Annotated in this window: 27 protein-coding genes; 24 read left to right on the forward strand and 3 right to left on the reverse strand. The window is 52.8% G+C overall.

What is annotated here, in order from left to right; translation table 11 throughout:
* Nucleotides 1–6 precede the first annotated feature (6 nt).
* From E1757_RS36395 to E1757_RS06940, 4 genes are all read left to right on the forward strand, one after another.
* Nucleotides 7–369 carry a LysM peptidoglycan-binding domain-containing protein gene (locus tag E1757_RS36395; RefSeq protein WP_246079050.1) on the forward strand — a complete coding sequence of 121 codons (363 nt, stop codon included), beginning with the start codon at nt 7–9 and terminating at the stop codon, nt 367–369.
* A 127-nt stretch (nt 370–496) separates the two neighbouring features.
* Nucleotides 497–694, forward strand: a complete 198-nt coding sequence (locus E1757_RS06925; RefSeq protein WP_133226111.1) for a DUF896 domain-containing protein — start codon at nt 497–499, stop codon at nt 692–694.
* A gap of 273 nt (nt 695–967) precedes the next feature.
* Entirely contained in the window at nt 968–1,477 is a 510-nt protein-coding gene (locus E1757_RS06935) for a hypothetical protein (protein WP_133226113.1), read from the forward strand.
* Between the two features lie 103 nt (nt 1,478–1,580).
* Nucleotides 1,581–2,375, forward strand: coding sequence for an HAD family hydrolase (locus E1757_RS06940; protein WP_133226115.1), 795 nt, complete (start codon nt 1,581–1,583; stop codon nt 2,373–2,375).
* 168 nt (nt 2,376–2,543) lie between these two features.
* Here the strand turns inward: E1757_RS06940 and E1757_RS06945 are convergent, their stop codons facing one another.
* The gene (locus tag E1757_RS06945; RefSeq protein WP_133226117.1) at nt 2,544–3,086 is read right to left on the reverse strand and encodes a 1,2-dihydroxy-3-keto-5-methylthiopentene dioxygenase; all 543 of its coding nucleotides are present in this window, start codon (nt 3,084–3,086) and stop codon (nt 2,544–2,546) included.
* 437 nt (nt 3,087–3,523) lie between these two features.
* Here E1757_RS06945 and metH point away from each other — a divergent pair, with 437 nt between their 5' ends.
* Together metH and rnz are read left to right on the forward strand one after the other, a co-directional pair.
* Complete coding sequence (metH, locus tag E1757_RS06950) at nt 3,524–6,967, forward strand: methionine synthase (RefSeq protein WP_133226119.1); 3,444 nt, start codon at nt 3,524–3,526, stop codon at nt 6,965–6,967.
* An 82-nt stretch (nt 6,968–7,049) separates the two neighbouring features.
* On the forward strand, nt 7,050–8,024 hold the full coding sequence (gene rnz, locus E1757_RS06955) for a ribonuclease Z (RefSeq protein ID WP_133226121.1): 975 nt from the start codon (nt 7,050–7,052) through the stop codon (nt 8,022–8,024).
* Nucleotides 8,025–8,088: 64 nt separating this feature from the next.
* On the opposite strand, the gene tlp is transcribed toward rnz, so the two are convergent.
* Nucleotides 8,089–8,313, reverse strand: a complete 225-nt coding sequence (tlp, locus tag E1757_RS06960; RefSeq protein ID WP_133226123.1) for a small acid-soluble spore protein Tlp — start codon at nt 8,311–8,313, stop codon at nt 8,089–8,091.
* A gap of 188 nt (nt 8,314–8,501) precedes the next feature.
* Here tlp and E1757_RS06965 point away from each other — a divergent pair, with 188 nt between their 5' ends.
* From E1757_RS06965 to E1757_RS06995, 7 genes are all read left to right on the forward strand, one after another.
* On the forward strand, nt 8,502–8,858 hold the full coding sequence (locus E1757_RS06965) for a CidA/LrgA family protein (protein ID WP_133226125.1): 357 nt from the start codon (nt 8,502–8,504) through the stop codon (nt 8,856–8,858).
* Entirely contained in the window at nt 8,845–9,537 is a 693-nt protein-coding gene (locus E1757_RS06970; protein ID WP_133226126.1) for an LrgB family protein, read from the forward strand. Before E1757_RS06965 ends, E1757_RS06970 begins: the two co-directional genes overlap by 14 nt.
* Before the next feature lie 113 nt (nt 9,538–9,650).
* On the forward strand, nt 9,651–10,430 hold the full coding sequence (locus tag E1757_RS06975) for a GNAT family N-acetyltransferase (RefSeq protein WP_246079051.1): 780 nt from the start codon (nt 9,651–9,653) through the stop codon (nt 10,428–10,430).
* A 28-nt stretch (nt 10,431–10,458) separates the two neighbouring features.
* Nucleotides 10,459–11,532, forward strand: coding sequence for a lysophospholipid acyltransferase family protein (locus tag E1757_RS06980; protein ID WP_133226127.1), 1,074 nt, complete (start codon nt 10,459–10,461; stop codon nt 11,530–11,532).
* Between the two features lie 79 nt (nt 11,533–11,611).
* Complete coding sequence (locus E1757_RS06985; protein WP_133226128.1) at nt 11,612–11,824, forward strand: hypothetical protein; 213 nt, start codon at nt 11,612–11,614, stop codon at nt 11,822–11,824.
* Nucleotides 11,825–12,072: 248 nt separating this feature from the next.
* Nucleotides 12,073–14,319, forward strand: coding sequence for a DEAD/DEAH box helicase (locus E1757_RS06990; RefSeq protein WP_133226640.1), 2,247 nt, complete (start codon nt 12,073–12,075; stop codon nt 14,317–14,319).
* A gap of 189 nt (nt 14,320–14,508) precedes the next feature.
* Complete coding sequence (locus E1757_RS06995) at nt 14,509–16,056, forward strand: ribonuclease H-like domain-containing protein (protein ID WP_133226129.1); 1,548 nt, start codon at nt 14,509–14,511, stop codon at nt 16,054–16,056.
* Between the two features lie 4 nt (nt 16,057–16,060).
* Here E1757_RS06995 and E1757_RS07000 read toward each other — a convergent pair whose 3' ends face one another.
* Entirely contained in the window at nt 16,061–16,270 is a 210-nt protein-coding gene (locus tag E1757_RS07000) for a hypothetical protein (protein WP_133226130.1), read from the reverse strand.
* A 47-nt stretch (nt 16,271–16,317) separates the two neighbouring features.
* Between E1757_RS07000 and E1757_RS07005 the strand changes: the two genes are divergently transcribed.
* The 11 genes from E1757_RS07005 to E1757_RS07055 all read left to right on the forward strand — a co-directional run bounded on the left by E1757_RS07005 (nt 16,318) and on the right by E1757_RS07055 (nt 26,069).
* A complete protein-coding gene (locus tag E1757_RS07005) occupies nt 16,318–17,127 on the forward strand; it encodes an Fpg/Nei family DNA glycosylase (protein WP_133226131.1) in 810 nt (269 codons plus the stop codon).
* An 89-nt stretch (nt 17,128–17,216) separates the two neighbouring features.
* A complete protein-coding gene (locus tag E1757_RS07010; RefSeq protein ID WP_133226132.1) occupies nt 17,217–18,059 on the forward strand; it encodes a deoxyribonuclease IV in 843 nt (280 codons plus the stop codon).
* Nucleotides 18,060–18,210: 151 nt separating this feature from the next.
* On the forward strand, nt 18,211–18,537 hold the full coding sequence (locus E1757_RS07015; RefSeq protein ID WP_246079052.1) for a cyclic-phosphate processing receiver domain-containing protein: 327 nt from the start codon (nt 18,211–18,213) through the stop codon (nt 18,535–18,537).
* A 15-nt stretch (nt 18,538–18,552) separates the two neighbouring features.
* On the forward strand, nt 18,553–19,323 hold the full coding sequence (locus E1757_RS07020) for an ABC transporter ATP-binding protein (RefSeq protein ID WP_133226134.1): 771 nt from the start codon (nt 18,553–18,555) through the stop codon (nt 19,321–19,323).
* Nucleotides 19,323–20,354, forward strand: a complete 1,032-nt coding sequence (locus E1757_RS07025; protein WP_425464822.1) for an SAM-dependent methyltransferase — start codon at nt 19,323–19,325, stop codon at nt 20,352–20,354. Before E1757_RS07020 ends, E1757_RS07025 begins: the two co-directional genes overlap by 1 nt.
* 17 nt (nt 20,355–20,371) lie before the next feature.
* A complete protein-coding gene (locus E1757_RS07030; protein WP_246079053.1) occupies nt 20,372–21,004 on the forward strand; it encodes a class I SAM-dependent methyltransferase in 633 nt (210 codons plus the stop codon).
* Between the two features lie 69 nt (nt 21,005–21,073).
* Nucleotides 21,074–21,541, forward strand: a complete 468-nt coding sequence (locus E1757_RS07035; protein ID WP_165971986.1) for a DinB family protein — start codon at nt 21,074–21,076, stop codon at nt 21,539–21,541.
* Between the two features lie 10 nt (nt 21,542–21,551).
* Nucleotides 21,552–22,073: a pantetheine-phosphate adenylyltransferase gene (coaD, locus tag E1757_RS07040; protein WP_133226137.1), complete on the forward strand. Its 522-nt coding sequence runs from the start codon at nt 21,552–21,554 to the stop codon at nt 22,071–22,073.
* 63 nt (nt 22,074–22,136) lie between these two features.
* The gene (locus E1757_RS07045; protein WP_133226138.1) at nt 22,137–23,396 is read left to right on the forward strand and encodes an ATP-binding protein; all 1,260 of its coding nucleotides are present in this window, start codon (nt 22,137–22,139) and stop codon (nt 23,394–23,396) included.
* A 323-nt stretch (nt 23,397–23,719) separates the two neighbouring features.
* Entirely contained in the window at nt 23,720–24,856 is a 1,137-nt protein-coding gene (locus tag E1757_RS07050; protein WP_133226139.1) for a nucleotide-binding protein, read from the forward strand.
* Nucleotides 24,843–26,069, forward strand: a complete 1,227-nt coding sequence (locus tag E1757_RS07055) for a TadA family conjugal transfer-associated ATPase (RefSeq protein WP_133226140.1) — start codon at nt 24,843–24,845, stop codon at nt 26,067–26,069. The genes E1757_RS07050 and E1757_RS07055 overlap by 14 nt, the downstream gene beginning before the upstream one ends.
* Nucleotides 26,070–26,092: the final 23 nt, after the last annotated feature.

Raw genomic sequence — 26,092 nt, forward strand, 5'->3', positions numbered from 1 at the left:
TGGATAATGATGGTTTTGAATGATCATTTTGCTTATCGTCCTGCCGGCTCGTCTGTTAACAATATGCATGCAAACAATGAGCGCCGTTCCAGACTGTCCAAGTTTTTTGGACTGGCTGCGGCGGCTTCGATAATACTGATCGTCTTCATCTGCGCCTCTATGATTGGCGGAGAGAAGGACGCGTTCGCCGCTTCCAGCCCTACCGCGAATCAATCCGTCGAGATCGTCATGGGCGATACGCTTTGGTCCATTGCGGGTCAACATGTACATAAGGGACAGGATGTCCGTGAATATATTAATGAATTGAAGAAGCTGAACGGTTTGAAATCGAACATATTGCAAGAAGGCCAGGTTTTGCTGCTTCCATAATTGCAAGTGCCGTTCAGCTCTTGACAATCGATACCCGTAATGTCAAAGTAGAGTTTGATGCATTCGCCGGCATTCAGTCGGCGGACTAATCTTGACGGCATAGGCTCGACATACCGGGAGGACTGGCATGAATAACGAAACGGAACACGAACTAGACATCAGACGAATAAATGAATTGGCCCGCAAGGCAAAAAACGTCGGCTTGACGGACGAAGAATTGGATGAGCGGAATACACTTCGCAAGCGGTATATTGAAGCGTTCAAAAATTCACTGCGCAGCCAGTTGGATAACATTAGATTCGTCGATGAAGATGACAAGCAGTAGCAGGGGTGAGAAGTGCGGTATGCAATACAATGTTTTTTGGGAAAATGCAATACATTGCGAACGTTGGATAATCTGATGGTATCTGGGAAAGTCAGATACATCGGGTGCTCCGACTTTTTGGCGTACCAGCTTATAAGAACTCGCATTCGCAGCGATTACAACCTTTCGGCTGAATGAAATTAGCATTTTAGACGAGGATTACTCTCATCGGTTGAAAGAGGTTTCCGACGCCAGACGCAATATTTATAAAATCAACCTTTGAGGAGATATGCCATGTCGCGCAAGTGGGAACGGATGGTTCAAAAAAATACGAAAACAACGAATAAGCTTAGGGCGAAGCAGGGCAAGCCTTCGCTGAGTCAGGCCGTATCGGACGGTACGATTACGATTAAAGGCCGCAATTGGCTGATGCCGGTTTTACTGATTTGTGTAGGTATTTTCTGTTATATAACGTTCGCCATTACGCCTCAGGACGAAACCTTGTATTGGCTGACCGGGGGCTGTTATATATTGCTCGGTGTCTTTACTTATTTCGTAAGACGCCCGTTTTTGCGCATCGGTAAAAACTTTTTGCTAACGCGCCGATTTACAGGAGACAAGAGAGCCGATGCCGCGCAAATTGAGGAAATCGTCCTGACGAAGGATGCTGTCGTCATAGCGTTGCAGGGAAAAGGCGGGAAATGGGTATTTACCCGGCTGTATCACCGAATTGATGTGTCCGCGATGGCCGATAAATTGAAAGAATTCGCGCAGCTCAACGGGGTAGCTCTTAAATCCGAATAATCGTCGGCATTTATTATTTCAAGAGATGATCCGAATGATCAATATCATCAAAACTCACACATAAAGATAACGAATATTTCATTGGGGAAGAGGAATATGGAACATGACGATTCAAGCGGTATTATTTGATTTGGACGATACGCTGCTGTGGGATGATCGCAGCGTGAAGGAGGCGTTCCGCGCCACATGCGAGGAAGCGACCAAGCACGAACCGGTACAGCCGGAAGCTTTGGAGGAAGCGGTTCGGAATGAGGCGCGCGCGCTTTACGAATCGTATGAGACGTATCCGTTTACGAAGATGATTGGCATTAACCCGTTTGAAGGGCTATGGGCTAATTTTACCGGAGGCGACAACGAAAATTTCCGCAAGCTTCAGCAGCTGGCGCCAGGCTATCGCACAGCTTCCTGGACCCGCGGCTTGGAAGCGCTGGGCGTGGATAATCCCAAGCTCGGCTATCGTCTTGGCGAACTGTTCCCTGTGGAACGGCGCAGCCGTCCGATCGTATATGAAGAAACGTTTGAAGTATTGGCACAGCTGAAGAGTCGGTATAAGCTGCTGCTATTAACGAACGGCGCGCCGGATTTGCAGCAGGAGAAACTGGATGGCGTACCGGAATTGGCCGCGTATTTTGACCATATCGTTATTTCCGGCAGCTTCGGCGAAGGGAAGCCGGCGGTGTCTATTTTTCACCATGCGATGGAACGGCTGAACATTCGCGCGGAGGAAGGCGTCATGATCGGCGACAAGCTGACGACTGACATCCTCGGCTCCAACCGCGTCGGGATGCGCAATATGTGGATTAACCGCCACGAGCTGAAGCGCACCGGGGAAATCGAGCCCGTACATGAAATTACGAACTTGCGCGAAATCCAGGTTGTTATTGACTCGCTCTCTTAATACATATTTTATTCGTACCGGGCACAGCTGTCGTATATGTTCATGAAACAAAACCGTCAGTTCCATTGGAACTGACGGTTTTGTTTCATGTGCGCTTGGCAGCGCGCCGACTAAGGAGTGAAAGTCTCCAGCATACCGCGAGATGGCGGAAGCGCGGCACTTAACGGATCAAGCTTTTTGAAAGCTCGGGTCTTCGAACGGATGGGCGATCCAGCCCTCGGTTTCGATAAAGAGCCGGACAGCGACAATTTGACGATTGTCCATTAATGTGAAAAAGTGCGGTTTGCGCTCGGGAACGGAGATGACGTCGCCAGCCTCCAGCTCTACGTCGAAATAGCCGACATCGTCGGTCCCTTTAATAATAAAGATTCCTTTACCGGCTGTAATGGCGCGAACCTCATCTTCCGTATGCGTATGCACCTGCTCGAACTTTTTCAGCAGTTCATCCAGGTTCGGAGTTGCGTCGGAGAGCGCGATAATGTCCCATGTTTTATACCCGCGGCGTTCGGCCAAATCGGTAATTTCCTGGTTAAAGGTGGAAAGAATTTGAGCTTTTTCCTCGTCGGATAAAATGAATTTCTCTTGTATGGCTTCCGGCAGCTTGGCTGCGTCCCAGTGTTCGTACAGCACTTCTTGCTTATCCAAAAATGCCTTCACATTTTGTTCGCCCGAGATGCGCTCATTCGTATTGCGGATTCGAATTTCGGCCATGGTCATCCCTCTTTCCATTCAATATAATGATGCTTAGGAGACTGTCGATTAAAGGACGGGAGCGGGCTTTGGAGATGACTTCGAAGCTCAAACACGTTTTATTGCCTTGATTTCATTATACTTTTCGGTAACAATGCAATAAAAAACTCGCCCTGAAGCCATTCTCCAAGCCCTTATCCCTATTAATCGACAGTCTCCTAAGATGTATTATAGTGGAAGTTGATCATGATGTCGATCTATTTAATACAATAAATCCGATAGGAATTATAAAATAATTCGTATGAAAATAGTTCCTGTCTTTTCATCAAGTTGGCTTTCTGTTACACTTAAGTTTACATTATTCGAAACTATTTGCGGTACACCACGACTGTTTCCCATGCTTCGCACCAGTAGTTTGAAACTGTTGACGAACGGATGGCTTTGAAAGGAAGATAACGATGAGCAAACCATCATTGCAAGAGCAATTAAAGAAAAAAATTATGATTCTTGACGGTGCTATGGGTACGATGATCCAGCAGGAAGATTTGACCGCGGATGATTTTGGCGGCGAAGATTTGGAAGGCTGCAACGAATATTTGGCCGTCACCCGTCCCGATGTCATTTCCAAAATCCATGAGGCGTATTTTGCCGCCGGTGCCGATATTATAGAAAGCAATACGTTCGGAGCTTCCAGCGTTGTCTTGGCGGAATACGGGCTGCAGGATCGAGCAAGAGAGATCAATCTTATTTTGGCGAAGCTCGCCGTGGATGCCGCTAACAAATACAGCACATCGGACTGGCCGCGGTATGTGGCGGGAGCGATGGGGCCGACGACGAAAACGTTATCGGTCACGGGCGGCGTTACTTTTGAAGAGCTGGTGGACAGCTACTTTGAGCAGGCGCTGGCATTGATCGAAGGCGGAGTCGACGCGCTGCTGCTGGAAACGTCGCAGGATGCGCTGAACGTCAAGGCGGGAAGCATCGGGATCCGCAAAGCGTTCGAGGCGCTGGGCGTCGAGCTGCCGATCATGATTTCGGGTACGATCGAGCCTATGGGAACGACGCTGGCCGGACAAAATATCGAATCCTTCTATATTTCGATGGAGCATTTGAAGCCGATTTCGTTCGGCTTGAACTGTGCAACAGGCCCCGAGTTTATGCGGGATCATATCCGGACGTTGTCGGAACTGGCGCAAACGGCTGTCAGCTGCTATCCGAATGCCGGGCTTCCGGATGAGAACGGCAAGTATCACGAATCGCCGGAATCGCTCGCGACGAAATTGGCCGGTTTCGCCGAGCAGGGCTGGCTGAATATTGCCGGCGGCTGCTGTGGAACGACTCCGGATCATATCCGTGCGATGGCTCAGACGTTGGCGGCTTACAAGCCGCGCGAGCAGGCAGCTCCGCATATGCCGGCGGTTTCGGGCATTGAAACGGTCTTTATTGAAGACGCCAACCGTCCGTATATGGTCGGAGAGAGAACGAATGTTCTTGGTTCCCGGAAGTTCAAGCGGTTAATTGCGGAAGGCAAGTATGAAGAAGCATCAGAGGTTGCGAGAGCGCAGGTCAAAGGCGGCGCAGCCGTCATCGACGTCTGCTTGCAGGATCCGGACCGCGATGAAATAAGCGACATGACCCGGTTTCTTGAGCTTGTCGTTAAAAAAGTGAAAGTTCCGCTCATGCTGGACTCGACCGATGCCAAAGTTATTGAGCTAGGGTTGAAGCATTCCCAGGGGAAGGCGATCATCAATTCGATTAACCTGGAGGATGGCGAAGAAAAGTTCGAAAAAATATTGCCGTTGATACATCGTTACGGGGCGGCTGCCGTCGTCGGTACGATCGATGAGCGCGGACAGGCGATAAAAGCGCAAGACAAGCTGGACGTCGCGAAGCGGTCTTACGATCTGTTAGTCAATAAATACGGCATGAACCCGTCCGATATTATATTCGATCCGCTTGTATTCCCGGTAGGAACAGGCGATCAGCAGTATATCGGTTCCGCGAAGGAAACGATCGAAGGCATTCGTCTCATTAAAGAAGCGCTGCCCGAGACGCAAACGATTCTCGGCTTGAGCAACGTATCGTTCGGCTTGCCTCCGGCAGGACGGGAAGTGCTGAACGCCGTGTTCCTGTACCATTGTACCAAAGCAGGCCTGGATTATGCGATCGTCAATACGGAAACCTTGGAGCGTTACGCCTCGATTCCTGAGGAAGAACGCAGATTGGCCGAAGAGCTGATTTACAATACGAACGACGATACGCTTGCCGAATTTGTCGCCCATTTCCGTGTCAAGAAGGTCGAGAAAAAGGAGAAAATCTCCAATTTGACGCTGGAGGAGCGGCTGGCATCCTATGTCGTGGAAGGTACGAAGGAAGGCTTAATCCCCGATCTGGAAGAGGCCAGGGGCAAATATTCGCCGCTTGACATTATTAACGGCCCGCTGATGAGAGGTATGGAGGAAGTCGGCCGTCTGTTCAACAACAACGAGCTGATTGTGGCCGAGGTGCTGCAGAGCGCGGAGGTCATGAAAGCGTCCGTCGCCCATCTGGAGCAGTTTATGGAGAAGGCGGAGAGCGCAGTCAAAGGTAAAATCATTCTCGCAACGGTCAAAGGCGACGTTCATGATATCGGCAAAAATTTGGTGGAAATCATTTTGTCCAATAACGGTTACAAAATCATTAATTTGGGCATAAAAGTACCGCCGGAGCAGCTGATTGAAGCGTATCGCCAGGAAAAGGCCGATGCGATCGGCTTGTCGGGACTGCTCGTTAAATCCGCCCAGCAAATGGTCATTACAGCGCAAGATTTGAAAAACGCCGGGATCGATGTGCCGATACTTGTCGGCGGCGCGGCGCTGACCCGGAAGTTTACGAAGACGCGCATAGCGCCGGAATACGAGGGCATGGTGCTATATGCAAAGGACGCGATGGACGGCCTCGATATTGCCAACAAGCTGACGGACCCCGAGCAAAGGAAGCTGCTGGTCAGGGAGCTTCGCGAGAGCATGGAATCGGACGTAATGGACGCCGGTAAAAAGGACGAAGGGCTTCCGGTCTTGACGCGCGTCAAGACGTCATCCGTAGACCGTACGCTGCCTGTGCAGGTTCCGCCCGATCTGGAACGCCGCGTCATCCGCGATTATCCGATGAGCCATATTATGCCGTACATTAATATGCAGATGCTGCTGGGGCATCATCTCGGCTTAAAGGGCAAAGTCGATAAGCTGCTTGCGGAAAAAGACCCGAAAGCCGTGCAGCTGAAGGAAACCGTAGATGAAATACTCGCCGAAGCGCAAAAAGAAGGGACGATTCGCGCTCACGGCATGTATCGCTTTTTCCCGGCGCAATCTTCGGGCAATGACGTGCTGATCTACGATCCGAACGATCCGGCAAAGGTGATTCAGACGTTTACGTTCCCAAGACAGGGGACGGAGCCGTATTTATGTCTCGCGGATTATTTGAAATCCGTGGACAGCGGCGAAATGGACTACGTTGGATTCCTGGTTGTAACAGCAGGTCACGGAATCAACGAGAAAGCCAAAGAATGGCGCGATAACGGGGACTACCTGCGCTCGCATGCGCTTCAATCGACAGCGCTGGAAACAGCCGAAGCGTTGGCCGAACGCGTGCATGAAATGATGCGGGACGTATGGGGCTTCCCTGATCCTGCACACATGTCCATGCAGGAGCGGTTCGGAGCCAAATACCGCGGTCAGCGCTTCTCGTTCGGTTATCCGGCATGCCCGAATCTCGACGACCAGCAGCAGCTGTTCGCTTTGATGCATCCTGAAGATATCGGAGTAACCTTGACGGAGGGCAGCATGATGGAGCCGGAAGCCTCGGTATCCGCCATCGTATTCGCCCATCCGGAAGCCCGGTATTTTAATGTAGATAAAAGTTAGGCATGCTATAGGGTAGAGTGGAGCTTGCTCCACTCTTTTCCCATTGTTTGTATGAATGAAGCGTGAACGGAGTAGATGAGGTTTGGAAATTTATTTTCTGGGGACCGGCGCAGGCATGCCTTCGAAAGAGCGGAATGTGACGTCCGTGATCCTCAATTTGCTGGCCGAACGGAATACATATTGGATGTTCGATTGCGGGGAAGGGACCCAGCATCAAGTGCTGAAGTCTCCGGTTCGCATCGGCAAGCTGGAAAAGCTGTTTATTACGCATCTGCATGGCGATCATCTGTACGGTATACCCGGACTGCTCACCAGCCGCTCGTATCAGGGCGGGGATACGCCCTTTACGGTGTACGGCCCGAAAGGAACCAATCAGTTTATTCGTACGGCGCTGGAGCTCAGCCAGGCTCATTTGAGCTATGAGCTGTTGATCCATGAGATGGAGTCTGTTGAAGAAACCGTGCTGTTCGAGGACGAACAGTTTACGGTTAGCGCCGCGCCGCTCGTTCACAGGGTCGAAAGCTATGGCTACCGGATTGTGGAGAAGCCGCAAAAGGGGCGACTGCACGCGGAAAAGTTGAAGACGCTTGGAATTTCGTCGGGACCGATCTTCGGCCGGTTAAAGCAGGGGATCGATGTGACGCTGGAGAGCGGCACGCTGCTGAAGGCGGCCGATTTCATCGGCCCCTCCTATCCGGGGCGGGTCGTCGTCATCCTGGGTGACACGCAGCCTTGCGAGTACTCCGTCAAGCTGGCGAGAGGAGCGGATGTGCTCGTTCACGAAGCGACATTCGCCGAGCTTAAGAAGCATCTTGCCGTCGAATACGATCATTCCACGGCGATGGATGCGGCGCGGGCTGCGCGCGAGGCGGGGGCCAAAGCGCTAATTTTGACCCACATCAGCTCGCGCTATCAGAAGGACGAGGCGGAGCTGCTGGTCCGTGAGGCCAGACAAATACATGAACATACGTATTTGGCGCGGGATTTCTGGTCTTACGAGGTACCGCGAAATAAAGTGGATACGGGCGGCGGCGGCAATCCGGACGTGCAGCAGTGACGGAAAAACGATAAATCCCCATCCGCGGGATGGGGATTTTCGTCAATTCCGGAGACTGAAGACGTCAGCTTTGCTGATGTTCCGACTCGTCCTGAATTTCGCTGCGGAAGCTTTGAAGACTATTTTCGCGGCGCTGATTTTTTTCCTGAAGCGTCTCTTTTTCCTGCGGACTGATTTCGTCGGCATGCTCGTCCAAATAAGCCTCGGTCTGCTCCATGTTTTCAATCGTGTTGTCGATGCTGTTTTGCAGATGCTCGACGTTATCTTCCCGGTTATCCGGTTTTGCCATGAGGAATTACAGCTCCTTTTTTTCATTAATCGGTATACGAACTGCACACCAAGCTTACAATTCCACAATCGGTGTCCAATTATACCCGGTTAGGCTTTTGACAGGTGATGCTTTTTTAAGGATCACGAATGTTAGTTTTATTTACGGATTCGCATGTTCAGTCAGATGCAATTGGAGGGGAAACGGTTTTGTTAGGTTTTTCGATTGTAACCGGGTTTTATTTGCTAGGCATAATGCTGCAAACGGCGCTGAATATTCCGATTCCGGCGAATGTCATCGGCCTCATATTGTTTACGGCCAGTCTGTTTTTGAAGCTCGTAAAGCTGGAGTGGGTCGAGGATGCAGGCCAATTTTTAATCAACCATATGCTGTTGTTCTTTATTCCGTTTGTTGTCGGTACGATGGTGTTCTTTCAATTCATCGGCGTCTATGCGGTTCAGCTGCTGGTCAGTCTTTTTGCAAGCACGGTCGGCGTATTGCTCGTCACGGGGTGGACGGTCAAGCTTGTCAACAGGAAGGAGCGCCGGCAGCATGAATCTTCATAATATTTCGGAGCAGCCGATCTTCGGATTGGCGCTTTCCATCATCAGCTATTCCATTGCGCTTATCCTGTACCGCAGGTGGCGGTGGCTTCATCCGCTGTTTATAAGCTCCGCTTTGATCATCGCTTTTTTGCTGGCTGCGCACATCCCGTATGAAGCGTATCGGAAGGGCGGCGACGCGCTCGTTCTCGTTTTGGGCCCGGCCACGGTGGCATTAGGGATTCCGTTGTATAAAAACGCCCGGAACATCCGTTCGAAAATGGTTTCGATTGTGACGGGGGTGACGGCAGGCTCGGTTAGCGCGATGCTGTTGTCGGCCGGGTTAGTTTGGAGCCTGGGAGGCTCGATGCAGCTCATAGTCACGCTGATGCCGAAATCGGTGACTTCGCCGATCGCGATGGAAATATCGCGTCAAGCCGGCGGTATTCCGGAGCTTACTGCAGTCATGACCGTGTTGACGGGGCTGATCGGCAGCATGTTCGGCCCGGCGCTGCTGAGACTTTGCGGCGTACGCGACGACATATCGATCGGAACGGCTATCGGTACTGCGGCTCATGGGATTGGAACGGCCAAAATTATCCGAGATTCCGAGCTGCAGGGCAGCGTCGGCGGATTCGCGATGGGTGCTGCTGCAATTTTGACTTCGATCTTATTCATTCCGGTTTATATATGGCTTCGCTGAATGCAGCGGCTGCAAACGAGTCCTTACAAAACATTCATAACCCGAGAATGTCTGCTTAATAATCATCTGCTACTCTGGGAACGTAATGGAAAACCAACTTCCGGAGGAAAGGTGTGTTGACTGTGACTCAACCTGCAGTGCAAGCGGTAACGCAAACGGCCCGATTGGCCGTCAAGCTGGCTTCAAGCAGCGAAGAAATCGAACAGGCAATGCGATTGCGATATCAAGTATTTGTCGAAGAGGAAAAGAACATGCAGATGCTGAACGAATCCGGGCTCGAACAGGATCCGTACGATGTTTATTGCGATCATTTGATAGTCAAGGATGTGGATCATGACACGGTCGTCGGGACGTACCGTCTGCTTCCGGGACGACGGGCGGCGGCGCATATCGGCTTTTATTCGGAGACAGAGTTCGATTTAAGCGAATTCCATGATTATAAAGACCACGCCTTGGAACTGGGCCGCAGCTGCATCCATCCGGCGTACCGCGGCGGCAAAGCGATTCAACTGCTGTGGGAAGGCATCGCCGGTTATAGCGAACAGCATCACCACTCTCATCTGATCGGCTGTGCCAGCGTTCACGTTCCGGCATTAAACGAATTGAACGAGATATACAGCATGCTTCGGAAAAAGCAAGTATGGACGGACCATTACGGTATTCGCCCGCTCGAAACGCATCGGATTGCAGGACTGAATGTGCTGGAAAGCGGCTGGAATGAAAAAGAAGTATTCCGCAGGCTCCCGCCGCTCATGAAGGGGTATCAATGGCTGGGCGCGCAAATTGGCGGGGACCCGGCTTACGATTCGCAGTTCGATACGGTAGATTTTTTCATTGTGCTGGAAAAAGAGCGGGTAACCCGCAAATATAAACAGCATTTTTTGAGCCGATAAGGCCAGTCTCGGGCTGGAGGGACACGAAATGTACGAATGGATCGGAAAAATAACGGCGAATTCCCGGTTTATGGGGATATTATCCAGGATATGCGGTTGGATTCCGCGACCCTTGATTCTGCTTGCTTGCCGCAGTATGGGGCTTCTGCTGCTGTTGCTGGCCGGACGTTCGCAGCGGGACAATCTTCTCAACAATATGCGGGACTTGCTTCCGGGTCGCAGCGATAAAGAAAGGCGATCGATCCGGAGGCGCTATTTTCAAAATATCGTTTTTACTCTGTACGAGTTGATGCTCGAAGCGGACCGGTTGCAGACCGGTGTCGAACGGCCGTTCCGCATTCGCGGAGAGGATCATCTGGAGCAGGCGCTCCGGATAGGGCACGGGGCCATCGTCTATACGCCGCATGCTGGTAATTTTTTTTATTACTATTGGTACTTGTGCCGGAATTATCGTTGTCTTACAATCGCAACCGCGGGAAGTCCGGAGCTAAGGCCGTTGTACTTGCGTTTTCAGGCGATGGGCTGTCCGGGGCTCGATTATGACAATACGCCGCCGTTGGAGCTGCTTCGCAAGCTGCGCAGTCATTTGGCCGGGAACGGTGTCGTCTTTATTTTGGGCGATTTTTGGCGGCCGACGTTTCCGGAATCCCGATTTTTCGGCAAAAGAACGCGGTCCCCGGAAGGCGCGGCGAAGCTCGCGATCGAGCTGCGGGTGCCGATTATTCCATTTTACGGTCGAAGAACGCGGGGATTTGAGCATGAATTGAATTTTGAACAGCCGCTGCATTTGTATGCCGGCTTTACGAAGCAGCAGCGGGGCGAGGCGACGCTTGTACTAAACCGTTTCATGGAACGTGTAATCCGGCAGCATCCGGAGCAATGGTTTTATTGGTTTAATGCGGAGCAGCGGTGGGAGCCGGAGCCTGAAGCGCACCTGAAGGCCGGACGGGAACGAAAGCGGGCTGAACGGCCGGTGAAGAATAAGAAATCGGTTGCGTCGCATGAAAGCGGACCGGCTGCAGCGAAGGAACGGGCAGCGTCGCCGGAAACCGTGGCTGAGGCGGCGGAAACGGAAATGAAGCGGGATCGCAATGCCATCTAAGGTCGCTTTTTGAATGGATACTCCTAAATATGGATAGACTAGGTCAGGAAACAAAATGGTTACTCAGGAGGGACTGGGTATGAATTTTACAAGTCAAGATATTGCCGTCATCGAGCAAGCGCTTCAACTGGCCATTCAGAATGAAGCCAAAAGCTCGAAAGCGAATCAGTTTCGCGAGGTGCTGACAAAGCTGCAGGCGAGTGCAACCGCGGCGATCCAGGGACAGTATCTGCAGACGGTTGCGCACGATGGCCTGCGGTTTGATTATGACGATTCATCCGACTTGCTGTAACGGTATTTGTTTCATTTTGGACCATAGCGCATATGCATGAACTTTAGTAAATTTACTATAACCCTGAACGGGATTGTCCCGTTCGGGGTTTTCTTTTCCGCTTGAACGCCTTAAGATAGGGATGTTTTTCTTGTAGAGTCGGGCAAATAACGATTGCCGCACGAACATGTATTCGGTATAATAGGCGTAACCGGATTTCGTAACCGTCGGTTTATTTTTATCGCATGCTGTGGAGTGAAGAAACCATGATTCGTAAGAAACGGCTGGACGAATTAATAACGGAATTGAGAGGCAACGAACATATTATCAACTGGCATGAAGTCGAACCGCAGGAGGCAAGAACAAGGCCAGTACCGGATACCGTAGATCCGCGAATAAAAGCCGCATTGGTCAAAAGAGGTATCGAACGGCTATATACGCATCAGTATACCGCCTACGAGACGGTAAGCAAAGGCGAACATATTGTAGCCGTAACCCCGACCGCATCCGGCAAAACGCTCTGCTACAACCTTCCCGTACTGCAGGCCATCGCCGAAGACGACGGCAGCCGCGCGCTTTACCTGTTCCCGACAAAAGCATTGGCGCAAGACCAGAAGAGCGAATTGAACGAAATGATCGGCGAAATGGGCATCGACATTAAAAGCTTTACATACGACGGCGATACGGCGCCCGCGATCCGCCAATTGGTCAGAAATGCCGGCCATATTGTGATCACGAATCCCGACATGCTGCATGCGGCGATTCTTCCTCATCATACGAAATGGGTCAGCTTATTCAGCAATCTTAAGTACATTGTTATCGATGAACTTCATACATACAGAGGCGTATTCGGCAGCCATGTGGCGAATGTGATCCGCAGGCTGAAACGAATTTGCCAATTTTACGGCAGCAAGCCCGTGTTTATTTGCACGTCGGCGACGATCGCGAACCCGAGAGAGCTGGCCGAGCAGCTGACCGGGAACCCGATGCGGCTGATCGACGACAACGGCGCGCCGAGAGGAAGAAAACATTTTGTATTTTACAATCCGCCGATCGTGAACAAGCCTTTAAACATCCGGAAAAGCGCTACTGCTGAAGTGAACCGTCTGGCGAAGCAATTTCTCGCCAACCGTATTCAGACGATCGTTTTTGCCCGGAGCCGGGTCAGGGTGGAAATTATTTTAAGCCATTTGCAGGAGCTGGTTAAGAACGAGATCGGAACCAAATCGATTAGAGGCTACCGGGGCGGCTATTTGCCGCAGCAGCGGAGGGAAATCGAAAGAGGATTAAGGAACGGCGACATATTGGGCGTTGTCAGCACGAATGCTTTGGAGCTTGGAGTGGACATCGGCCAGTTGCAGGTCTGCATCATGACCGGCTATCCCGGAAGCGTAGCGAGCACATGGCAGCAAGCGGGACGGGCGGGGAGAAGGCATGGCGAAGCGCTGGTGCTGATGGTGGCGAGCAATACGCCGATCGACCAGTATATTGTCCACAATCCCGAATATTTTTTTGATCGGTCCCCGGAATCGGCCCGAATCAACCCGGAAAATTTGATTATTTTGGTCGATCATTTAAGGTGTGCGGCTTATGAGCTTCCTTTTAAGAGGGGGGAAGAGTTCGGACCTTTGGAGATTGAGGACTTGTTGCAATATTTGGTTGAAGAACGGGTACTTCATCATGCGGGCGGTACGTTTTATTGGGCGAGCCAGTCTTTTCCCGCAAATGAAGTAAGCCTGCGATCCGCCGCTCAGGAAAATGTCGTCATTGTCGATCAATCGGACGTGGCGAACGTAAAAATAATTGGCGAAATGGATCGTTTCAGCGCGATGACGCTGCTCCATGACGAAGCCATATATTTGCATGAAGGGGTGCAGTTTCAGGTCGAGAAGCTGGACTGGGACCATAAAAAAGCCTATGTGCGGGAAGTCGATGTCGAGTATTACACGGACGCGAACCTGGCTGTAAAGCTTAAAGTATTGGATATCGACAGAACGGAGAGCAGAAGGACCGCGTCCATCCATTTTGGCGAGGTTGTCGTAAATGCCATGCCGACGATTTTCAAGAAAATCAAGCTTTCCTCGTTCGAAAATATCGGCTACGGCCCAATCAGCCTGCCCGAGCAAGAGCTGCATACGAGCGCAACCTGGATCGAGCTGCAAGAGCCGGACCCGACGATAGGCACGAAAACGCTGGAGCAGCTGCTGCTGGGCATCTCCAATGTGTTAAGGCATATCGTACCGGTTCATGTGATGTGCGACCGAAGCGATATTCACGTCGTTTCGCAAATCAGGGCCGAGCATACGCAGCTGCCTACGATATTCATCTATGACCATTACCCGGGCGGTATTGGCTTGGCCGAAGACGTATACAAACGTATGGACGAGATCAAAGCGGCCGCCCGAAACCTGATCCGCAAATGCATCTGCGAAGACGGCTGCCCTTCGTGCATCGGTACGGAAATCGAAGGGCTGAGCGCCAAGCAAAAAAGCATGGAGCTGTTAGGACAGCTGTGAAAACGAATCTGAATCAGAGGAGGAATTTCATGTGACGATACGTGCATTCCCATGCATGGAGCCGCTGGCATTTGCATATATCGATAGCACGCCTGTCGCTAGGGCAGCACCTCTCCTGCCGGCCGGAAAGACCGTACTCGCAGGCCGGTCGCTGTCTTCGAGGCTGCGGAAGCGGCCGGAGGCCGTGCGATGAGCGGCCTGCGCGAACGGCTGCTGCGGCATAAGAAGCCGGCCGGCGGCGGGCCCGAGCCCGGTGCCGAGCCTGCCGCTGCCGCACGGGAGGACAGCGCCGCAGCCGCGCCCGCGGCCGATGCGGAGTGGGCGCAGCTCGGCGCCCACATGGAGCAAGGCGAGCATGGCGCCTTCGTGATGCGGCGCCGCGTCTACGACAGCGCGGCGCGGCACGGCCGCTACGCGCTCGGCGAGCTGATCGGACAGTCCGATCAGCTCCATGCGCTGCTGGCGCCGCCGGCAGCGAAGAAAGGCGCTGCAGCCGGGCGCGGCAGCGCAGCGGAGCCCGGCCGTGGCATGGGCGGCCGGCAGTCGGACGGTCGGCTGCCGCACGACCGGCTGCTCTACCTGGATACCGAGACGACGGGACTCGGTGTCGGAGCGGGCAACGTGCCGTTTATGATCGGCATCGGCTTTTATGAACGCGGGCAGCTGGTCGTAGAGCAAATGTTTATCCGCCATCCCGGCGAAGAGCTGGCCATGCTTCATTATTTGCAGCGGAAGCTGGAGGAGCATCCGGTACTCGTCTCGTACAACGGCAAATCTTTCGACTGGCCGATTATTAAAAATCGCTACATCTTGAACCGGATGCCGTCCGAGCCTGAAATTGACGGGCATCTGGACTTTTTGTATCCGTCACGCAGCCTGTGGAAGCATACGCTGCCTTCGTGCCGGTTGGGCAAGGTAGAGGAGGAGCGGCTTCATGTCGTCAGGGAACATGATGTGCCGGGCTCGTTGGCGCCAGCTCTTTATTTTCAGTATTTGGCCGAACGGGATGTATCGATCGTGCAGGGTATATTTGAACATAACGAGCTCGATATTTTGTCGTTAGCAGGCTTGTCGATCCATTTTGCAGGAACACTGAACGGCCAAAGCCGGATCGAGGAGATGGAATTGGAAGAGCTGTACCGGCTCGGTTTATGGCTGGATAAGCTGGATCGGGGAGAGCTTGCCGCCCGGGCGCTGGAGCTGCTTGAGCAGCGGCTTGCCGGCGGGATGGAGTCGGAGGCCGCCGCCGGCTATATGCTGCCGCTGGCGCAGGTGTACAAGCAGCAACGGCGGTTTGCGGACGCATGCCGCTTATGGACCTTGTACACGGAGCGCAAGGGAGAGCGAAGCGTGGTTTCGTTGGAGCCGTTTATAGAGCTGTCGATGCATTACGAGCATCGGGAGAAGCAGCTAGGCCGGGCGCTTCATTACGCGGAATGGGCGCTCCAGCATGCGCGGCAGCGCCAATCGCTGAGACGCTCCTATGGGCTTGATGGTGTCAGGCGGCATGGCGGACATGTTGAAGCGGCCGCCGACGAAACGAAGGCCCGGCAGCATGAGGAAATCGCCGCGTTGGAGAAAAGAGCGGAGCGGCTGCGCCGCAAGCTGCAGCAGAGCGATTCGGCGCAGGCCGCAAACCGTGCGCGATCAACCGCAGCCGGCCGGCGGAGTTCGGCCGCGACCGGTAAGAAACGCGCGAAGCCGGACGTGCAGTATGTGATGGATCAACTGATCTGACAGGTCATTCATCATTCAGCGCGCTTGCTTTTCTAAATGAGCCGGGATGGCTGTCCAGGCCGACACCCTGCAAGCCGGGCGGCCCCGCAGCCGTGTGCAGGCTAAGCGTTAACTGCCGGTTTGCGCCGGTCTGCATGCCGCCAAGGGTTAAACCCGTTAAAAAATGGTTACATAATAGAGAGACAAGTATTGCCAATTTTTCAGTATCGATCAAATGGCAGCGCTTCGTGTCTCTTATTTTTTTGTAAAGGGGAGCCCCAAATGCCGGAACTGCCGGAAATGGAAAATTACAGGCTGCTGCTAAATCCGAGAATTTCAGGTCTGCCGATCACTTCAATGGAAGTGACCAGGGAGAAATCGATTAATATGCCGGTGGAACAGTTTCAGCGGCAGCTTGCGGGCGCTTCGGTGCTTACGGTCGAACGGCGCGCCAAGCATCTGCTGTTCCGCCTGAACAGCTCCAAAGTGCTCATACTGCATCTCATGCTCGGCGGCATGATGTTTTACGGCAGCGCTGCAGAGAAGCCGGAACGGACCGTGCAGGTTACGATAAGCTGGGGGGACCGCCATTTATTTTTTATCGGACTGAGGCTCGGCTATTTGCATCTTCACGACGCCGCGGAAGCGGAGAAGCTGCTGCGCAGGCTGGGGCCCGAGCCGCTGGAGTCCGGTTTTACGATCGACCGTTTCGCCGCGCTCATCCAGCGGAACCGGGGAACGTTGAAGACGACATTAGTCGACCAAAGCGTCATCGCCGGAATCGGCAACTGCTACTCCGATGAAATTTGCTTCGAGGCCGGGCTGCTGCCTTCCAGACGCTGCCATCAGCTGGCGGACGGCGAAATAGAGCGTTTGTACCGGTCCATGCGGCATGTGTTAGCGGAAGCGACGCGTTATGGCGGCTATATGGAAATGCCCTTATTTGCCGGAGATGCGTTGACCGGCGGCTATGACAGCCGCTGCAAGGTGTATGACCGCGAAGGGGAGCCATGCGTGCGCTGCGGCAGACCGTTGGCAAGGCAGGATGTATCGGGCAAAAAATCGTTCTGCTGCCTTCATTGCCAAAGCTAGGGCGGCGGTTTTGCCCGATTCGTTCGTAAAATTCGTGACGGTAAATATGTAACAAGTTCATTAAAATCGGGAGGAAGTGGACGCCGCCGATGTTAAAAGTAGGCTGCCATCTCAGTATCGGCAAAGGGTATGAGGAAGCCGCCAGAAACGCGGTCAGGCTGAATTCGGGCGCTTTTCAATATTTTCCGAAAAATCCGCGGAGCCTAACCGTCAAGCGCTGGAATCCGAAGGACGCCGAAGGCTGCGCCCGTCTAAGCCGCGAGCACGGCCTTGCTTCGATTGCCCATTCCGCTTATTTGATCAATCTGGCCTCGGAGGACGACCAGCTGCGCCGCGCCTCCGTCTTGTCGCTGCGCAACGACCTGGAAATCGCCGAGGCTTGCGGTTCCGTAGGCGTCGTGGTTCATTTTGGCAAATATAAAGGCGCGGATACGTTACAAGGCTATAAAAATATTATACAATGTGTACATGAAGTGCTTTTGGACTGGCAAGGCCGGGCCATGCTGCTCATTGAGAATCAGGCGGGTGAAGGCACGAGAATGGGCTCGACGCTTGAGGAGCTGATGCAAATTCGCAATTTGTCTGATTGCCGCGACCGTGTCGGTTTTTGCTTCGATACGTGCCACGCTTTTGCATGCGGGCTGTGGTCCTCTCAGCCTGACGGCTGGGCGGAGCTGGCGGCGAAAGCTTCCTCCATCGGCTATTTCGACCATCTTAAGGCGGTTCACCTCAACGATTCGAAATATCCGGGGGGTCTGTGCAAGGACCGGCACGAGAATATCGGCTTCGGCCATATTGGCGATGAACGGTTTCGCCAGCTTTTGCAAACGCCCCAATTGCAGTCGTTGCCGCTTGTGCTGGAAACGCCGACTCCGGCGGACGGCTCGCATGCATCGGAGATCGAACGGGTCTTTCGATTAGCGGCAAATTAGCAGCAGATAGCAGCAGATTGGAAGCGGATTAGCGGCCGCCAAGCAAGCTCTGCCGACTGCCGGCACGAAGTAAAGCCCGTTATCCGTCCGTCGGAGCGCCGATAGCCCGCTCTATGGAAAAAGGGAGGCGTTACCTGTCATACACGTTTATTTGGACGATTTGAGAGCTTGTCCCAAAGGCTTGGTCGCCGCGCGCACGGCCGAGGAATGCATCCTGCTGCTGCAGGAATGCGAGGTCGGCATTTTGTCGCTCGACTTTGATTTGGGCTGGGGCCAGCCCGATGCAATGGACGTTGTCCGCTTTATGATTGCCGAGCGGCGCTATCCGCACGAAATATATTTGCATACCTCGAGTCTCAGCGGCAAAAATCAAATGTACCAGCTGCTGTACCGGAACAAACCGGATAATGTCAGGCTGGTCAACGGGCCTATGCTATACGAAACACTCCAGAAGCTATCCAATACCGTACAAGAATAGGTTGTGATTTTACAGATGCAGGTCTTATCTTTGGAACATATTTATTTTATCCGCGAGGGGCGGACGATTTTATCGGATATCGAGCTTCAGGCGAATGGGGGCGAGCATTGGGTCATTCTCGGCAAAAACGGTTCGGGCAAAACGACCATACTGGAGCTGCTTAACGGATACCAGTTCCCGACCCGCGGACAAGTTGAGGTGCTTGGGCATACATACGGTCAATGCGATGTCCGGGAAGTGCGCAAACATATCGGCTATATCAGCCAGTCATTGTACGAGAAGCTGAATCCGGCCGATCCGGTATGGGAGGTTGTCGCTACCGGCGAATTCGCCTTCCTGCGGTTCTATGAGGAAATTCCCGAAGAGGTAAAGCGCAAGGCGTTGGGTATGCTGGAGCAAGTCAGACTGCCTCATCTCGCCGATCAACCGCTCGGTTCTCTGTCCCAGGGCGAGCGCAAAAAAATTATGCTGGCCCGGTCGCTGATGACCAGCCCGTCGATTTTAATTATGGACGAGCCGTGCTCGGGCCTTGATTTATTCGAGCGCGAGCGGCTGCTGGAAACGATCAATGAGCTTCGCCGGCAAAATATTACGATTGTGTATGTCACCCACCATATTGAGGAAATTATGCCGATGTTCACGCATGTGGCGCTGATTGACGAAGGAAAAATTATCGCCTCCGGCCGGAAAGAGGACGTATTGACCGAAGCGAACCTGCTGAAGGCTTTTCAGGTTCCGGTTACGCTCGAATGGTTCCAGGGACGTCCGTGGATTAAGGTGCTGTAATGATGCCATCCGCCGATCACAGTGTATTTATCGGTACGGCCAATCACGGCTACGGACAGCAGGCGCAGGAAGAAATCCGCAGGCTGTTCGGTTCTGAGACGAAGTTCAGCTTCATGGTTCCGACCGAAATCTTTATGTTTTCCGTCCCGGTGAGCCGGGCGGAGGCGGTCGCAAGCCTGCTCGAACGGGAGCCGATGTTTTTGCGCCATATGCAGCCGGTCGATGTCGAGCTTGAATGGAACGGCTCCATCGATACGCTGCAGGATGCGATTCTCGCCGGCTTTCGGCTTGCTGCAGGAACAAAACTGGCAGTTCAGGTCCGCAAGACGGAGCAGGTTCAATCCGGCTTGTCCGCCGGAGTCTGCAAGCAAGCGATCGACAGCGTATTGACCGAGGCTTGCCATATCGCTCCGGTCGTCAAGGATGCCGAGCTGATCCTGTCGGTTTTCTTGACGCCGCAAACCGCTTATGCGGGGCTTTCGCGGCCTGAGGATAATTTGTCGGATTGGCCGGGCGGCGCAATCCGTTTCCGCAGGGAGGAAGGCCAAGTATCGCGGGCCAAATTCAAGCTGCTGGAGGCCGAGCAGGCTTTCGGTCTTGATTTTACGCAGTACCGCTCGGCCGTTGACATCGGTGCGGCTCCCGGCGGTTGGACGTCGCTGCTGCTGGAACGGGGCGTTAAAGTTACCGCGATCGATCCGGCGAAGCTCGATGCGGGACTGCTCAAACATCCGAAGCTGACGTATTATCCCAAAAACGCCGGGGACGTCCGGCTGCAGCCGGATGCTTTCGATCTGCTCGTATGCGATATGAGCTGGAATCCGAGACAGATGGCCAAGCTGGTCAAAGGGCTGCTTCATGCGCTGCAGCAGGGAGGCACGGCTATCGTTACGGTCAAGCTGATGCATAAAAAGCCGTTTCAAACGGTGCGCGAGCTGCTCGAGGACCTGGCGCCGGCGCTTACGCTGCAGAAGGCCAAACAGCTGTTCCATAACCGGGATGAGCTGACCTTGTTTCTAATAAAGGCATAATAACGGCTGCGGAGGAAATGATGACCGAAGAAATGAAGTATTGGAACCGGATCTTTACCGAGCGGAACGATGAGAAGCCGGTTTACGACGATTGGCTGGATAAGCACGCATCGATATTGGAGACATCCCGGGACGTGCCGGTCATTGACCTTGGCTGCGGCATCGGCTGCGACAGCCTTTATCTCAGCGAGCGCGGCTTCTCCGTTATCGCGTGCGATTTGTCGGAGGAGGCGCTGCGGCGCCTCCGGAGGCACGTGCCGGAGGCGAAGACGCTGCGGCTCGATCTTCAAGAGCGGCTGCCCTTCACCGACGGCAGCGCCAAGCTGGTTATCGCCGATCTGAGCCTGCATTATTTTTCATGGACCGATACGGAGGCGATTGTCGACGATATCCGGCGCGTGTTGGAGCCGAACGGCTGCCTGCTGTGCCGCGTAAATTCCGTCCATGACGTCGAATTCGGAGCCGGCCGGGGGATCGAGCTGGAGCCGAATTATTTCGAGCAGGACGGACGCCGCAAACGTTTTTTCAACGAGAGCCAGGTCGACCGCTTATTTCAGGACTGGCGCACGGTTTACAAGCATGAGGCTGTGATGACCCGATACGGACGGCCGAAGCGGCTGTGGGAACTTGCTTTACGAAGTCCGGTGTAAGCTGAGGTTCGGAAACCGAGCAAGTTGAACGCTGCGAAAACCAAATTCATGGCAAAGGAGAGGTCTGCAATGAACGAGCTGATTCAGGCGTATGCGCAAGGCTATGACCAATTGACGGAGGCATTGAACGGGGTGAGCGAGGAACTGCTTCATTTCAAGCCGGCTCCGGACAAATGGAGCATTAAAGAAGTGATCATCCATGTAAGCGATGCGGAAATGATAGCCATCTACAGGATGAAAAAGATTATCGCCGAAAATAATCCGCTGCTGTTCAAATTCGACCCCGACGCCTGGGCGGGACGGCTGAAGTATGAATCGCTTGATCTTCAGCATTATTTGGAGCTGTTCAAGCTGCAGCGTGCCGGAATGACGGCCGTGCTAAAAGGGCTGCAGCCGGACGATTGGGAACGGACGGGCGTGCATAATATTGCAGGCAAGCAGACGCTGAAGGACATTGTGAGCATGTTTGTCGGTCACGTAAGCCGGCATATACAGCAAATCGAGCGGAACAAGCAAGCTTTTCAATCCCGAATCTAGGAGCATAACTATGAAAGCCGTATATGCAGGAAGCTTCGATCCGATTACGCTAGGTCATTTGTCGGTTATTGAGCGGGCGTTCAAGCTGTTCGAGAACGTCCACATTGTGATAGCGAACAACCGTTCGAAAAAGCACTACTTCTCGCTTCCGCAAAGAACCGATTTGGTGAGAGCGTCAATCGGGAATCAGTTTGCCGGGCGCGTTCATGTGGTTCCTTTCGAGGGCGTCGTAGCCAATTATATTAACGCGAATCAAATCGATGCCGTCATCCGAGGAATTCGCAATATGACGGATCTTGATTACGAGTTCCAGATGGAGCAGTTTATCCGTAATACGACAGTCGCCGATACGGTTTATTTATCGCCTTACACACCGGATATGCTGACCAGCAGCTCCTTGGTGCGCATGTTTTTTCAGTCGAACAAATCGGAGCTCGCCAAACGGTATATGCATCCGGACGCCTACGACCTGGCCGTCGCTTTTTTACATGAAATGACGTCCGTCAACGAGCATCGTACAGAATCGGAATGATAGGGAGCGGGCTACAAATCAATCAAGATATAGGTAATACGATTACGTTTTAAAGGGGCTGCTATGTTAACCTACTTTAAAGATTTTATTTTAAATATTTTCTTTATATTTTCCCCGCTCGTATTTTATCCCTATATTTACAAAACAAAAAGCAATGCTCGCTTATATTGTTCGTTGATGTACATACTGTTTGCATTTGCGCTGGTCGTTACGATGTCTTTTCCGATTGATTTGAACGGATTAATTTTCGATTTCCGCTCCATACCGTTGGTGATCGGAGCTTTATACGGCGGAACATTCGTCTCGGCACTGCTGTTCTTTACCCTAATTTTGTACCGGGATATGCTGGGCGCTCCGCATAATTGGTACTACTTTTTTGCCATTTTGCCCGGATTTATACTATTGGTGCTGTCTCTGAAGCCTTTTCAATCGCTTAAGCTGTATCCTAAAATGTTCGTTTCTATTCTTTTATGCACCGTCATTAAGCTGTTTGCATTCGGCCTGTACCTTTCGCTCACCGGTCAGCTGACGCTGTTGACCATCAAGCCGGCCTCGACATTGATAACGTACCTGCTTCAAGCGTGCATCGTCGGTTTTTATGTGTATTTGCTTGAATTTTTAAACGGCCATTTTCAGATGCAGGATGAGATTGTCAAAAGCGAGAAAATAAAAATGATCGGTGAAATGGCCGCCTCCGTCGCCCATGAGATCCGCAATCCGCTTACGACGGTCAGAGGGTTTATCCAGTTGTTCGGAAACGCCAATCTGGAGCCGGACAAAAAAGAAATTTACCAGAAAATATGTCTGGACGAATTGGATAGAGCCCAGCTGATTATTACGGACTATCTCACCCTTGCCAAACCTGACCCCGATATCGTTGAAAAAATTAACGTAAACGGCGAGCTCGACTATTTATCCAATGTGCTGCTGACCTATGCGAATTATAACCGGATTCAGGTTGACAAGACACCGTCGGAAAATAACGATCTGTGCATCCTCGGCGACCGGTACAAATTTCGGCAGGCGCTCATTAACATCGGCAAAAACGCTATCGAAGCAATGAACCAAGGAGGAAGCTTAAGACTGAAAGCATTTTTACGGCATGATGGTGTAGTGATGATCATTAGCGATACGGGGGCCGGGATGACGCCGGAACAAGTAAAAAGGCTCGGGACGCCGTTTTACTCCACGAAAGAAAAAGGTACGGGACTCGGGACAATGGTCTCCTTCGGTATCATTAAGAAGATGGACGGAAAAATTGAAATCGAGAGCGAGCCGGGCAAAGGTACGACATACACCCTATTGTTTCCGGCGGCTGAATGAACTCTGCATGATCATTCAACAAAATCGGATGAAATGGTTGAAATTTCCTTTTAATGTGCTATAATCGATTTTAATCCTATAGAACTCAGGCGGAAGCACCGCTGTTCAAGTGGCAACTTGTTCAGTGAGTGCTTTTTTTGCGTTCTCGGTTGGGAGGAGGCGATGCACATTACGATTAAATTAAAGGCGGCCATCGTACTGGCGATCATTTCGGCAGTTCTGGCAGCCAGCGGAATTTTGCAGCTGATGGGGGAGATGTAGCTCGAATTATTGTGATCCATAGTGCGGTACCGTGAAGCATAAGGAGGAGGGGCCAGACGCCAATGGCGAAAATGAAGCTCGTTTTACTGGAGCAGGATTCGTATTTCATCGATATGCTGTCTTCGTACATCCGCACCTCGGAGCATGCGGATACGTTCACGATCAGCGTGTTTACGTCGAAGGAGCAAGGGTTTTCGTTTGTCGAACGATCGCGGGAGCCTTATATTTTGCTCGTTCATGAGCGGTTTATACCGCTGCCCGAGCATGTGTTTCAACGGCAGCTGGGCTGCCTCATTCTGCTGAGCGACGCGCCGTCGGCTGCGGATATCATGGAATATCCGGTGCTTTGCAAATATCGTCCGTTAAATCAGCTGTTGTCGCATATTATATCTCATTTTAACGAATACGCTTCGAATAGGATGCTGAAGGGGAGCAGAAGCTCCCGCGTTATTTCCGTCTACTCGGCTGTCGGCGGCAGCGGCAAGACGCTTACGGCGGTACATCTCGCCAGAGAGCTTGCGGATCAAGGCAAGCGGGTTTTTTATCTCAACCTGGAGCAGCTGCCGTCCGCGGCATGGCTGGAAGCGGAGCCTGAAGAGGAGGACAATTATTTTTCGCGGATGCTGTATTACGGCAAAACGGACATGAAGCTGCAGACGGCCAAGGTGGAGCGGTATAAGCGAAGACACCGGATTATGGGCTTCGATTATTTTCCCGGCGTTTCGGCGGCGGTTGAAATGTCGGAAATAACCGAACACGATACCGAATCGCTCATCCAATCGGTGCTGGCGTCCGGAGGCTACGATTGCTTGCTGCTCGATTTGGACTCGCCGCTTTACCCGCGGGTGACCGCTTCGTTGAAGCAGAGCGACCAGGTGCTTTGGCTTGTCATTGACGATCGCGTTCATTTGGAAAAAACGAAGCTGCTGCTCAGTCAGCTCGCCGGGCTGGAAGGAATGCAGGACAGCGGACTTAACGGGAAGCTGCGGTTTGTCGTAAACAAGTACGGCGGATCGCTTAGCAGCGGGCTGGCGGCACAGCAGCTGCCCGTAGCCGGCTATTTGCCCTACGTTCCCGAATGGAAGGCGGTCGGCAGCCTGGAGACGCTGCAGGCCCGCGGGGCGTTCAGCGAAAGCGTAGGAGCGATTACCGGGATCTATTCTCCCGACGAAGCGAGGCAAGCCGATGTGGTCCGATGAAACGGTAGCGATCCTCAAGCAGATCGTCAAAGAAAAGCTGGATCTGTCGTTTTCCGTGACGGACGAGCAGCTGATGGAGATGATCGAGCAGGAAGTGTTCGCATTTCCGTTCGAGGACTATTTGACCTTCGGACAAAAGCATCGTTTGGTGCTGCGGCTGTTTCATTCGTTCCGGGGTCTGGATGTCCTGCAGCCGTTAGTCGACGACGCTTCGATAACGGAAATTATGATCAACCGGCACGATCAAATTTTCATTGAGCAGGACGGTCGCGTTGCATTGTCCGATGTGAAATTTGAAAGCAGGGAAAAGCTGGAGGATGTTATTCAATCGATTGTCGCGCGCGTCAATCGTGCGGTGAATGAATCGAGCCCGATTGTCGATGCCCGGCTGCTGGACGGCTCGCGCGTCAATGTCGTACTATCGCCGGTCGCTCTTGAGGGGCCGGCCATGACGATCCGCAAGTTTCCGTCGTCTCCGCTAACATTGGCCGATCTGATCGCCAAAGGGGCGTTGACGGACGAGGCGGCCGCGTTTCTGATCAGGCTCGTCAAGGCGAAATACAATCTGTTTATCGGCGGCGGTACCGGCTCCGGCAAAACAACGTTTCTTAACGCGTTGTCGCAGTATATTCCCGATGATGAACGGATCATTACGATCGAGGATTCGGCGGAGCTGCAAATCCGCACCGTCCCGAATCTGGTTCGTCTGGAGACGCGCAATGTGAATACGGAAGGCAAGGGGGAAATAACCATTCGCGATTTGATCCGTTCCTCGCTGCGGATGCGGCCGAACCGGATTATCGTCGGAGAGGTGCGGGGGGCCGAGGCGTTGGATATGCTGCAGGCGATGAATACCGGACACGATGGGAGCCTATCGACCGGTCATGCGAATTCTACAACGGATATGCTGAGTCGGCTTGAAACGATGGTGTTGAGCGGCGCTTCGCTTCCCGTGGAAGTGATCCGCAAGCAGATTTGCTCGGCCATCGATGTAATGATCCATCTGCAAAGGCTAAGGGACCGGTCGCGCAGAATAACGGAAATCAGCGAAATTATCGGATTGTCCGACGGGGAGGTGCAGTTGAATCCATTATTTCAATTTGTAGAGCGGGGCGAAGCGCCGGAAGGCAGCGTGATCGGCGAGCTGCAGTCAACCGGCAATGCGCTTCGATTCGCGGAAAAGCTGGCGATGGCGGGGGTGACGCCTCACTGATTGGAGCAAGTGATCCGTAGGGG

This window comes from Paenibacillus piri, from assembly GCF_004354045.1.
In the GTDB taxonomy this organism is placed as follows: Bacteria; Bacillota; Bacilli; order Paenibacillales; family NBRC-103111; genus Paenibacillus_S; species Paenibacillus_S piri.

Bases quoted from the DNA above. Each gene is read 5' to 3' on its own strand.
- E1757_RS36395 (WP_246079050.1), top strand. From the start codon at position 7: ATGATGGTTTTGAATGATCATTTTGCTTATCGTCCTGCCGGCTCGTCT.
- E1757_RS06925 (WP_133226111.1), top strand. From the start codon at position 497: ATGAATAACGAAACGGAACACGAACTAGACATCAGACGAATAAATGAA.
- E1757_RS06935 (WP_133226113.1), top strand. From the start codon at position 968: ATGTCGCGCAAGTGGGAACGGATGGTTCAAAAAAATACGAAAACAACG.
- E1757_RS06940 (WP_133226115.1), top strand. From the start codon at position 1,581: ATGACGATTCAAGCGGTATTATTTGATTTGGACGATACGCTGCTGTGG.
- E1757_RS06945 (WP_133226117.1), bottom strand. From the start codon at position 3,086: ATGGCCGAAATTCGAATCCGCAATACGAATGAGCGCATCTCGGGCGAA.
- metH (WP_133226119.1), top strand. From the start codon at position 3,524: ATGAGCAAACCATCATTGCAAGAGCAATTAAAGAAAAAAATTATGATT.
- tlp (WP_133226123.1), bottom strand. From the start codon at position 8,313: ATGGCAAAACCGGATAACCGGGAAGATAACGTCGAGCATCTGCAAAAC.
- E1757_RS06970 (WP_133226126.1), top strand. From the start codon at position 8,845: ATGAATCTTCATAATATTTCGGAGCAGCCGATCTTCGGATTGGCGCTT.
- E1757_RS06980 (WP_133226127.1), top strand. From the start codon at position 10,459: ATGTACGAATGGATCGGAAAAATAACGGCGAATTCCCGGTTTATGGGG.
- E1757_RS06985 (WP_133226128.1), top strand. From the start codon at position 11,612: ATGAATTTTACAAGTCAAGATATTGCCGTCATCGAGCAAGCGCTTCAA.
- E1757_RS06995 (WP_133226129.1), top strand. From the start codon at position 14,509: ATGAGCGGCCTGCGCGAACGGCTGCTGCGGCATAAGAAGCCGGCCGGC.
- E1757_RS07005 (WP_133226131.1), top strand. From the start codon at position 16,318: ATGCCGGAACTGCCGGAAATGGAAAATTACAGGCTGCTGCTAAATCCG.
- E1757_RS07010 (WP_133226132.1), top strand. From the start codon at position 17,217: ATGTTAAAAGTAGGCTGCCATCTCAGTATCGGCAAAGGGTATGAGGAA.
- E1757_RS07020 (WP_133226134.1), top strand. From the start codon at position 18,553: ATGCAGGTCTTATCTTTGGAACATATTTATTTTATCCGCGAGGGGCGG.
- E1757_RS07025 (WP_425464822.1), top strand. From the start codon at position 19,323: ATGATGCCATCCGCCGATCACAGTGTATTTATCGGTACGGCCAATCAC.
- E1757_RS07030 (WP_246079053.1), top strand. From the start codon at position 20,372: ATGATGACCGAAGAAATGAAGTATTGGAACCGGATCTTTACCGAGCGG.
- E1757_RS07035 (WP_165971986.1), top strand. From the start codon at position 21,074: ATGAACGAGCTGATTCAGGCGTATGCGCAAGGCTATGACCAATTGACG.
- coaD (WP_133226137.1), top strand. From the start codon at position 21,552: ATGAAAGCCGTATATGCAGGAAGCTTCGATCCGATTACGCTAGGTCAT.
- E1757_RS07045 (WP_133226138.1), top strand. From the start codon at position 22,137: ATGTTAACCTACTTTAAAGATTTTATTTTAAATATTTTCTTTATATTT.
- E1757_RS07050 (WP_133226139.1), top strand. From the start codon at position 23,720: ATGGCGAAAATGAAGCTCGTTTTACTGGAGCAGGATTCGTATTTCATC.
- E1757_RS07055 (WP_133226140.1), top strand. From the start codon at position 24,843: ATGTGGTCCGATGAAACGGTAGCGATCCTCAAGCAGATCGTCAAAGAA.